The sequence below is a fragment of the Bradyrhizobium uaiense genome, assembly GCF_010811875.1.
Classification (GTDB): Bacteria; Pseudomonadota; Alphaproteobacteria; order Rhizobiales; family Xanthobacteraceae; genus Bradyrhizobium; species Bradyrhizobium uaiense.
The window spans coordinates 1-7,349 of sequence record NZ_VKHP01000359.1 but is presented as its reverse complement, the minus strand read 5'-3'; the positions used below and the strand labels follow the sequence as shown (position 1 = coordinate 7,349).

Genomic DNA, 7,349 nt, shown 5'->3' with positions numbered 1-7,349 from the left:
CCGGCGACGAAGGCGAAATCGCCGTCGATCACGGCGCGGCTGTAGCCTGCGGTCTTCTCGAAGGGCGAGCCGGTGGAAATCAGGCGGCGGGGCATGTTGGACCTCGACGGAAAAGGCGTTGCGCGGGGTTTACGGGCATTTTTGCCGCCCGCGCAACCCCTCGCATTCTGGGATTCTGGCCTGACGGCCGGCGGTTAGTGGGACTGCTGCGTGGCGTCCGGCGACGACGGCGGCGAGCCGGTCCAGCGCCGGATCAGGATGTCCCTGACGATCATGACCGAGATCAGGATCAGCATGACCGTGGTCACGAGGCCGCGCCAACGCGGGCGCGCGCCGTCGATTGCGGGAAGGTGCTCTGCCATGGCGCCCGCCTTACGCCGCGTGCGGCACGGCGAGCGGTGCCTTCCGGGTCCGGGACCTTGTCCGGGTTGCCTTGCTCTCGGGCACTGCGGCGCCGGTCGGCGTGATCATGCCCCAGGCGCCGTCCAGCGCACCGTCGATGAGCTCGAGCCCGAGCAGCCGGTCGCGCTCGAATGCGCCGGGCAGCGACAATTCGCCGGTCTTCGCGGCCACGAAGCCGAAGCGGGCGTAGTAGGGCGCATCGCCAAGCAGGATCACGGCGCCATGGCCGCGGGCCTTGGCCACGGCCAGCGCGCGCTGCATCAGGGCGGCGCCGACGCCGAGGCCGCGGCAGTCGTCATCGACTGCCAGCGGCCCCAGCATCAGCGCGCTGCGGCCCCCCGCGCTGACGTGCCATAGCCGCACGGTTCCAACCAGCCGGCCGTCCTGGTGCGTCGCCGACAGGCTCAGGCCTGTGGCGGGCGCGCGTCCGTCGCGCAGGCGTTGGCAGGTGCGCGCATGGCGGTTGTCGCCAAAGCAGGCATCCAGCAGCGCTTCGCGCGCGACGACGTCCGAGGCACGCTCCGCACGGATCGCGAACGGGGCGGCTTCACGGATGAGGGCAACGGGGTTGTTCCGTTTTGCAGTCATGGCACGTCAGTCCCCGCTTGCAACGGCATGTCGTACGCCGCGGCAAGCGTCGTTCAGAAAATCAAAAATGATCGGGAAGGAGCCGGCGGGGCCGGCTCCCGGTTTATCAGGCCTCGATCGGGAGGCGGTTTAGATGTGGTAGGTCTTCAGCGGCGGAATGCCGTTGAACGCCACCGACGAGTAGGTCGACGTATAGGCGCCGGTGCCTTCGATCAGCAGCTTGTCACCGATCTCGAGCGTCACCGGGAGCGGATACGGCAGCTTCTCGTACAGCACGTCGGCAGAGTCGCAGGTCGGGCCCGCGAGCACGCACGGCGTCATGTCCGCCCCGTCATGCGGAGTGCGGATCGCGTAGCGGATCGACTCGTCCATCGTCTCGGCGAGACCGCCGAACTTGCCGATGTCGAGATAGACCCAGCGCACCTCGTCCTCGTCGCTCTTCTTCGAGATCAGAACGACTTCGGTCTCGATGATTCCCGCATTGCCGACCATGCCGCGGCCCGGCTCGATGATCGTCTCCGGGATCTGGTTGCCGAAATGCTTGCGCAGCGCGCGGAAGATCGACCGGCCATATTGCAGGACCGGCGGAACGTCCTTGAGATACTTGGTCGGGAAGCCACCGCCCATGTTGACCATGGTGAGGTTGATCCCGCGCTCGGCGCAGTCACGGAATACGGTCGACGCCATCGCGAGCGCGCGATCCCACGCCTTCACCTTGCGCTGCTGCGAGCCGACATGGAACGAGATGCCGCACGGCTCCAGCCCGAGGCGCTTGGCGAGGTCGAGCACGTCGACCGCCATCTCCGGGTCGCAGCCGAACTTGCGCGACAGCGGCCACTCGGCGCCGGCGCAATCATAGAGGATGCGGCAGAACACCTTGGCGCCGGGAGCGGCACGGGCGACCTTCTCGACCTCGGCGGCGCAGTCGACCGCGAACAGGCGAATGCCGAGCGCGAAGGCGCGCGCGATGTCGCGCTCCTTCTTGATCGTATTGCCATAGGAGATGCGGTCCGGCGTCGCGCCGGCAGCCAGCGCCATTTCGATCTCCGCGACGGTCGCGGTATCGAAGCAGGAGCCGAGCGAGGCGAGCAGGGAGAGCACTTCGGGCGCCGGGTTGGCCTTGACCGCATAGAACACGCGGCTGTCCGGCAGCACCTTGGCGAAGGTCTGGTAATTGTCGCGCACGACTTCGAGGTCGACGACGAGGCACGGCTCGGTGTCGAGACCTTCCTGGCGGCGGTTGCGCAGGAATTCCTGGATACGTTCAGTCATGGCACTCTCCAACGGCCCCAGCGACGGGATCCGCATCAACGTGACGTCGGGTCAGAGCGCTTCGGCCACATCGCGCGATGGAGGCGCGCTGAAGCCAAGAGACTCAAACCAGACTGTGCTGCCGTGGATTGGTTGGGAGAGTTTCCCGCCCGCACACCTGGCAATGAAGGACAAGCCTTTTCAGTAGCCCGCGCCGGCGTTGGAATGCCGGTAGAGACCAAAAAAGCCCGATCCGTCGTTGCTTTAAGTCGCGTCCCCCGTTGAGAGCGGGGTGCGCCGGTTCGCCTCCGGCTGCCAGTCACGGTTGCAAAGAGTGGTGAGACCTTCAACGGCATCCCTGGAGAGAGATGCTGGCCGCCTCGTGTCCAGATGGACGTAAGCGACCCTCGGTTCTTCCACCCCTTGGCGGCTGTCCGGCCTCTTGTCCGGATACCTACCGACTGACACACGACCACAGGCACGTGCGAAATTGGGCAAGGCAGGAAATAAGTCTTTTGAATTCGCTTCGCAAGAATTTTTTTGCGATAGCGACAAATTTCCCTAACGCGTGCTTGCGATCTCGCGCGCAGCACGTGTTCAAGATGAACAGCTGTTAAGAATAACTAACGAAGCGTGTGCGTTTAAGCCCTGTGCCGCAGGGCTTTCTTGAATCGCGTGAGTTCACGCGCGACGCGTGAACGGCTCGACGCGCTGCGCCGCGCGGATGAAGGCGATCATGATCAGGACGCCGATGCCGAACAGCACGGCCTGCAGGATGTGCGCGCCGGCGTCGTTGAGCCCGAGCAGGATCGCGAGCGCCCAGCCGCCGGCGAACGCCGCGCCGAACACTTCCGCGCCGATCAGGATCGCCGCCGAGATGACGGTGATGACGCTCGGCCAGGCGATGGTGCGGTTGCCGGAGGCGGTGGGCTGCATGCTCATGGAATAGGTCCTGTTCAGGGGGCGCAATCTCTCCGAAAAGTGCCCATCTATCAAGCGTAAAAGGCCCAAAAATGCCGTATCGCGTGATATAGATTGGGCCGCATTTTCAAGGCGAAAAACGGGATATTCGATGTCGGAAACCAGCGCAGAAGCTCTCGCCAACCCCCTCCTGAAGGCGTGGCAGACGCCGCTCGAGACGCCGCCTTTTGCCGAGATCAAGCCGGAGCATTTCCTCCCCGCCTTCGAGCAGGCCTTCGCCGACCACTCGGCCGAAGTGGCCGCGATCACCCATGATCCGGCGCTGCCCGACTTCGACAACACCATCACGGCGCTGGAGCGCTCCGGCAAGCTGCTGTCGAAGGTCTCGGCCGTGTTCTACGACCTGGTCTCGGCTCATTCCAATCCGGCGATCCTGGAGATCGACAAGGAAGTCTCGCCCCGGATGGCGCGGCACTGGAATCCGATCATGATGAATGCTGTGCTGTTTGGCCGCATCGCCATGCTGCACGAGAAGAGCGCCTCGCTCGGCCTGACCGGCGAGCAGATGCGGCTGCTGGAGCGCACCTACACCCGCTTCCACCGCTCCGGCGCCGGGCTCGACGATGCGGCAAAGGCCCGCATGGCGGAGATCAACGAGCGGCTCGCCCATCTCGGCACCACGTTCAGCCATCATCTGCTCGGCGACGAACAGGAATGGTCGATGGAACTCGGCGAGGGCGACCGTGCCGGCCTCTCCGACACATTCGTGGCGGCGGCCAAGGCTGCGGCGGAAGAGCGCGGTATGCCCGGAAAGGCGATCGTGACGCTGTCACGCTCCTCGGTCGAGCCGTTCCTGCAGAGCTCGTCGCGGCGCGACCTGCGCGAGAAGGTCTACAAGGCCTTCACGGCCCGCGGCGACAATGGCAACGCCAACGACAACAACGCGACCATCGTGGAGATCCTCAGGCTGCGCGAGGAGACCGCGAAGATCCTGGGCTTCCCGACCTACGCCGCCTACCGCCTGGAGGATTCCATGGCGAAGACGCCGGAGGCGGTGCGTGGCCTGCTGGAGCGGGTCTGGAAGCCGGCGCGCGCGCGCGCGCTCGCCGACCGCGATGCGCTGCAGGCGCTGATCACCGAGGAGGGCGGCAACTTCACTTTGGCGTCCTGGGACTGGCGCTATTACGCCGAGAAGCTGCGCCAGCGCCGCGCCAATTTCGACGATTCCGCGATCAAGCCCTATCTGGTGCTCGACCACATGATCGAGGCCGCCTTCGACTGCGCCACCCGCCTGTTCGGCGTCACCTTCGAGGAGCGCAAGGACGTGCCGGTCTGGCACCCGGACGTGCGGGTCTGGGAGGTCAAGGGCCGCGACGGCCAGCACAAGGCGCTGTTCTACGGAGACTACTTCGCGCGGTCCTCCAAGCGCTCCGGCGCCTGGATGACCTCGCTGCGCGACCAGCAGAAGCTCGACGGCGACGTCGCGCCGCTGGTCATCAATGTCTGCAACTTCGCCAAGGGCGCCGACGGCGCGCCGGCGCTGCTGTCGCCCGACGACGCGCGGACCCTGTTCCACGAATTCGGCCACGGCCTGCACGGCATGCTGTCCAACGTGACCTACCCGTCGCTGTCGGGCACATCCGTGTTCACCGACTTCGTCGAGCTGCCCTCGCAGCTCTACGAGCACTGGCAGGAGCGGCCCGAGGTGCTGCAGCGCTTTGCCCGCCACTACCAGACCGGAGAGGCGCTGCCGGACGACCTGCTCAAGCGCTTCCTCGCCGCGCGCAAGTTCAACCAGGGCTTTGCCACCGTGGAGTTCGTCTCCTCGGCGCTGGTCGACCTCGAATTCCACACCCAGCCGGCGGCGGCGAGCTGGGACGTCCGCGCCTTCGAACAGAAGGAGCTGGAGAAGATCGGCATGCCCGCCGAAATCTCGCTGCGGCACCGGCCGACCCAGTTCGGCCATATCTTCTCCGGCGACCACTATGCGTCCGGCTATTACAGCTACATGTGGTCGGAGGTGATGGACGCCGACGCGTTCGGCGCCTTCGAGGAAGCCGGCGACATCTTCGATCCCGCGACCGCCAAGCGGCTGCATGACGACATCTATTCGTCGGGCGGCTCGCGCGATCCGGAGGAGGCCTATGTCGCCTTCCGCGGCCGCGAACCCGAGCCGGACGCGCTGCTGCGCCGTCGCGGCCTGCTCGAGACGCCTGAGGCGGCCTGAAGGTGCGGACGTCCCTGAACCGGCTGATCGCCGGGCTCGTGCTTGCGGTGTCAGCCGTGCTCGGCACGGCGGCCGCCGAGGCCCATCCGCACGTCTGGATCGTCGCCAAAAGCGAGCTGATCTACGCGCCCGACGGCACCATCACGGGGGTCCGCCACGCCTGGACCTTCGACGACATGTTCTCGACCTATGCGCTGCAGGGCCTCGAGACCAAGGTGAAGGGCGCCTACAGCCGCGAGGAGCTGGCGCCGCTGGCCCAGACCAATGTCGAGTCGCTGAAGGAATACGCCTACTTCACCTTCGCCAAGGGCGACGGCAAGAAGCAGAAGTTCACCGAGCCGGTCGACTACTTCCTCGAATACAAGGATTCGGCGCTGACGCTGCACTTCACTTTGCCGGTGAAGACGCCGTTCAAGGCGAAGCAGCTCTCGCTCGAAGTGTTCGACCCGACCTACTTCATCGACTTCCAGTTCGCCCAGAAGGAGCCGGTCAAGCTGGTCGGCGCCGCCGTAGATTGCAAGATGCAGTTCGAGCGGCCGAGCAGCGACGGCACCGCCGCCGCGCAGAAGCTCGGCGAGCAGAATTTTCTCGACGGCGGCAACGGCAATTTCGGCATGATGTTCGCCAACAAGATCATGGTGGATTGCTCATGACGCCGATCGCCACCCGCCTGATGCGCGGCGTCGCCGTATCGGCCGCGGTGCTGGCGGCAGTCGTGGTGCTCGACGGCTCGGTCCATGCGCTGCTGGCGCAAAATCCGTTCGGCGCGCCGCGCGCGGCCGAGCCGCAGGGTGGACTGGTCGGCTGGCTATTGGCAAAGCAGTCGGAGTTCTATCGCGAGATGTCGCAGACCATCCGTGCTGCGAAATCGGACGGCTCGGCGGTCTGGACGCTGCTTGCGATCTCCTTTGCCTACGGGATCTTCCATGCCGCGGGGCCCGGCCACGGCAAGGCGGTGATCTCGTCCTACATGGTCGCCAATCGCGAGACCGCGCGGCGCGGCATCGTGCTGTCGTTCGCCTCGGCGCTGATGCAGTCGCTGGTCGCCGTTCTGATCGTTGGTATCTGCGCCTGGCTGCTCAATGCGACGGCGAAGACGATGTGCGGGGCGGAGAAGGCGATCGAGATCGCAAGCTACGCGCTGATCGCAGCGTTCGGCGCCCGGCTGGTGTGGGTCAAGGGCGGCGGCTTTGTCCGCGCGCTGCAGGTGCCGCGCCCGGCTCTGGCGATGGCCGGCCCGCGGCAGCACGATCACGGCCACCATGATCACGATCACCACGACCATGGCCAAGATCACCATCATCATCACGCGCATGACGATCACGATCATCATCATGACCATGGCCACGATCACGGTCATGACGCGAGCCACGTCCATGACGAGCATTGCGGCCATTCGCACGGGCCGACGCCGGCCGAGCTTGCCGGTCCCGGCGGCTGGCGGCGCGGCCTCGGCGCGATCCTCACGGTCGGGATCCGGCCGTGCTCGGGTGCGATCCTGGTCTTGGTGTTCGCGCTGGCACAGGGCCTGTTCTGGGCCGGCATTGCCGCAACCTTCGTGATGGGGCTCGGCACCGCGATCACGGTGGCGGCGATCGCGCTGGTCGCAGTGTCGGCGCGCGGCGTGGCCGAGCGGTTGAGCGCGGCGCGCGACGGCGGCGGCATGCTGATCATGCGCGGCCTGGAATTCGCCGCAGCGGGTCTCGTGCTGCTGTTCGGGCTCGGGCTGCTGCTCGGCTATGTCGCGGCCGAACGGGCGACGTGCCTTTGAAGTTACCTCGCCCCGCTTCCGGGGAGAGGTCTCCTGAGTGAGGGAAGCATCGCTCCGAGGGTTCCCTCTCCCCTTGCGGGAGAGGGTTAGGGTGAGGGGTGCCGCTTGCTCAGCTGCTTGTTAGGTGCGGGCGCTTACCAAGCGGCGAGCGAGCTCTTGGCTGATGGAGCTTTGCTCGCCCTCGTACAT

8 protein-coding genes and 1 pseudogene are annotated in these 7,349 nt (G+C 66.1%); 4 read left to right on the top strand and 5 right to left on the bottom strand.

The features are described from left to right. The 4 genes and pseudogenes from FNJ47_RS52045 to FNJ47_RS43525 form a co-directional block, all read right to left on the bottom strand. A pseudogene (locus FNJ47_RS52045) lies at positions 1–95 on the bottom strand (RidA family protein); the annotation flags it as partial. 99 nt (positions 96–194) lie between these two features. Continuing rightward, complete coding sequence (locus FNJ47_RS50070) at positions 195–362, bottom strand: hypothetical protein (RefSeq protein ID WP_165446131.1); 168 nt, start codon at positions 360–362, stop codon at positions 195–197. A 10-nt stretch (positions 363–372) separates the two neighbouring features. Beyond that, complete coding sequence (locus FNJ47_RS43530) at positions 373–990, bottom strand: GNAT family N-acetyltransferase (protein WP_163162610.1); 618 nt, start codon at positions 988–990, stop codon at positions 373–375. A 129-nt stretch (positions 991–1,119) separates the two neighbouring features. Beyond that, positions 1,120–2,262, bottom strand: a complete 1,143-nt coding sequence (locus tag FNJ47_RS43525; RefSeq protein ID WP_163162608.1) for a type III PLP-dependent enzyme — start codon at positions 2,260–2,262, stop codon at positions 1,120–1,122. On the opposite strand from FNJ47_RS43525, the gene FNJ47_RS43520 reads away from it, so the two are divergent. Next, positions 2,261–2,449 carry a hypothetical protein gene (locus FNJ47_RS43520; protein WP_163162606.1) on the top strand — a complete coding sequence of 63 codons (189 nt, stop codon included), beginning with the start codon at positions 2,261–2,263 and terminating at the stop codon, positions 2,447–2,449. The two genes, FNJ47_RS43525 and FNJ47_RS43520, sit on opposite strands and share 2 nt — an antisense overlap. A 473-nt stretch (positions 2,450–2,922) precedes the next feature. Here the strand turns inward: FNJ47_RS43520 and FNJ47_RS43515 are convergent, their stop codons facing one another. After that, positions 2,923–3,183: a hypothetical protein gene (locus FNJ47_RS43515; RefSeq protein ID WP_175068500.1), complete on the bottom strand. Its 261-nt coding sequence runs from the start codon at positions 3,181–3,183 to the stop codon at positions 2,923–2,925. A gap of 130 nt (positions 3,184–3,313) precedes the next feature. Between FNJ47_RS43515 and FNJ47_RS43510 the strand changes: the two genes are divergently transcribed. From FNJ47_RS43510 to FNJ47_RS43500, 3 genes are read left to right on the top strand one after another with little or no spacing between them, the layout of a single operon-like run. Further along, positions 3,314–5,389 (top strand): M3 family metallopeptidase, encoded by a 2,076-nt coding sequence (locus FNJ47_RS43510; protein ID WP_163162604.1) that lies wholly within the window; start codon positions 3,314–3,316, stop codon positions 5,387–5,389. 2 nt (positions 5,390–5,391) lie between these two features. Continuing rightward, a complete protein-coding gene (locus FNJ47_RS43505) occupies positions 5,392–6,042 on the top strand; it encodes a DUF1007 family protein (protein ID WP_430649477.1) in 651 nt (216 codons plus the stop codon). Continuing rightward, on the top strand, positions 6,039–7,160 hold the full coding sequence (locus FNJ47_RS43500) for a nickel/cobalt transporter (protein WP_175068499.1): 1,122 nt from the start codon (positions 6,039–6,041) through the stop codon (positions 7,158–7,160). Before FNJ47_RS43505 ends, FNJ47_RS43500 begins: the two co-directional genes overlap by 4 nt. Positions 7,161–7,349 lie beyond the last annotated feature (189 nt).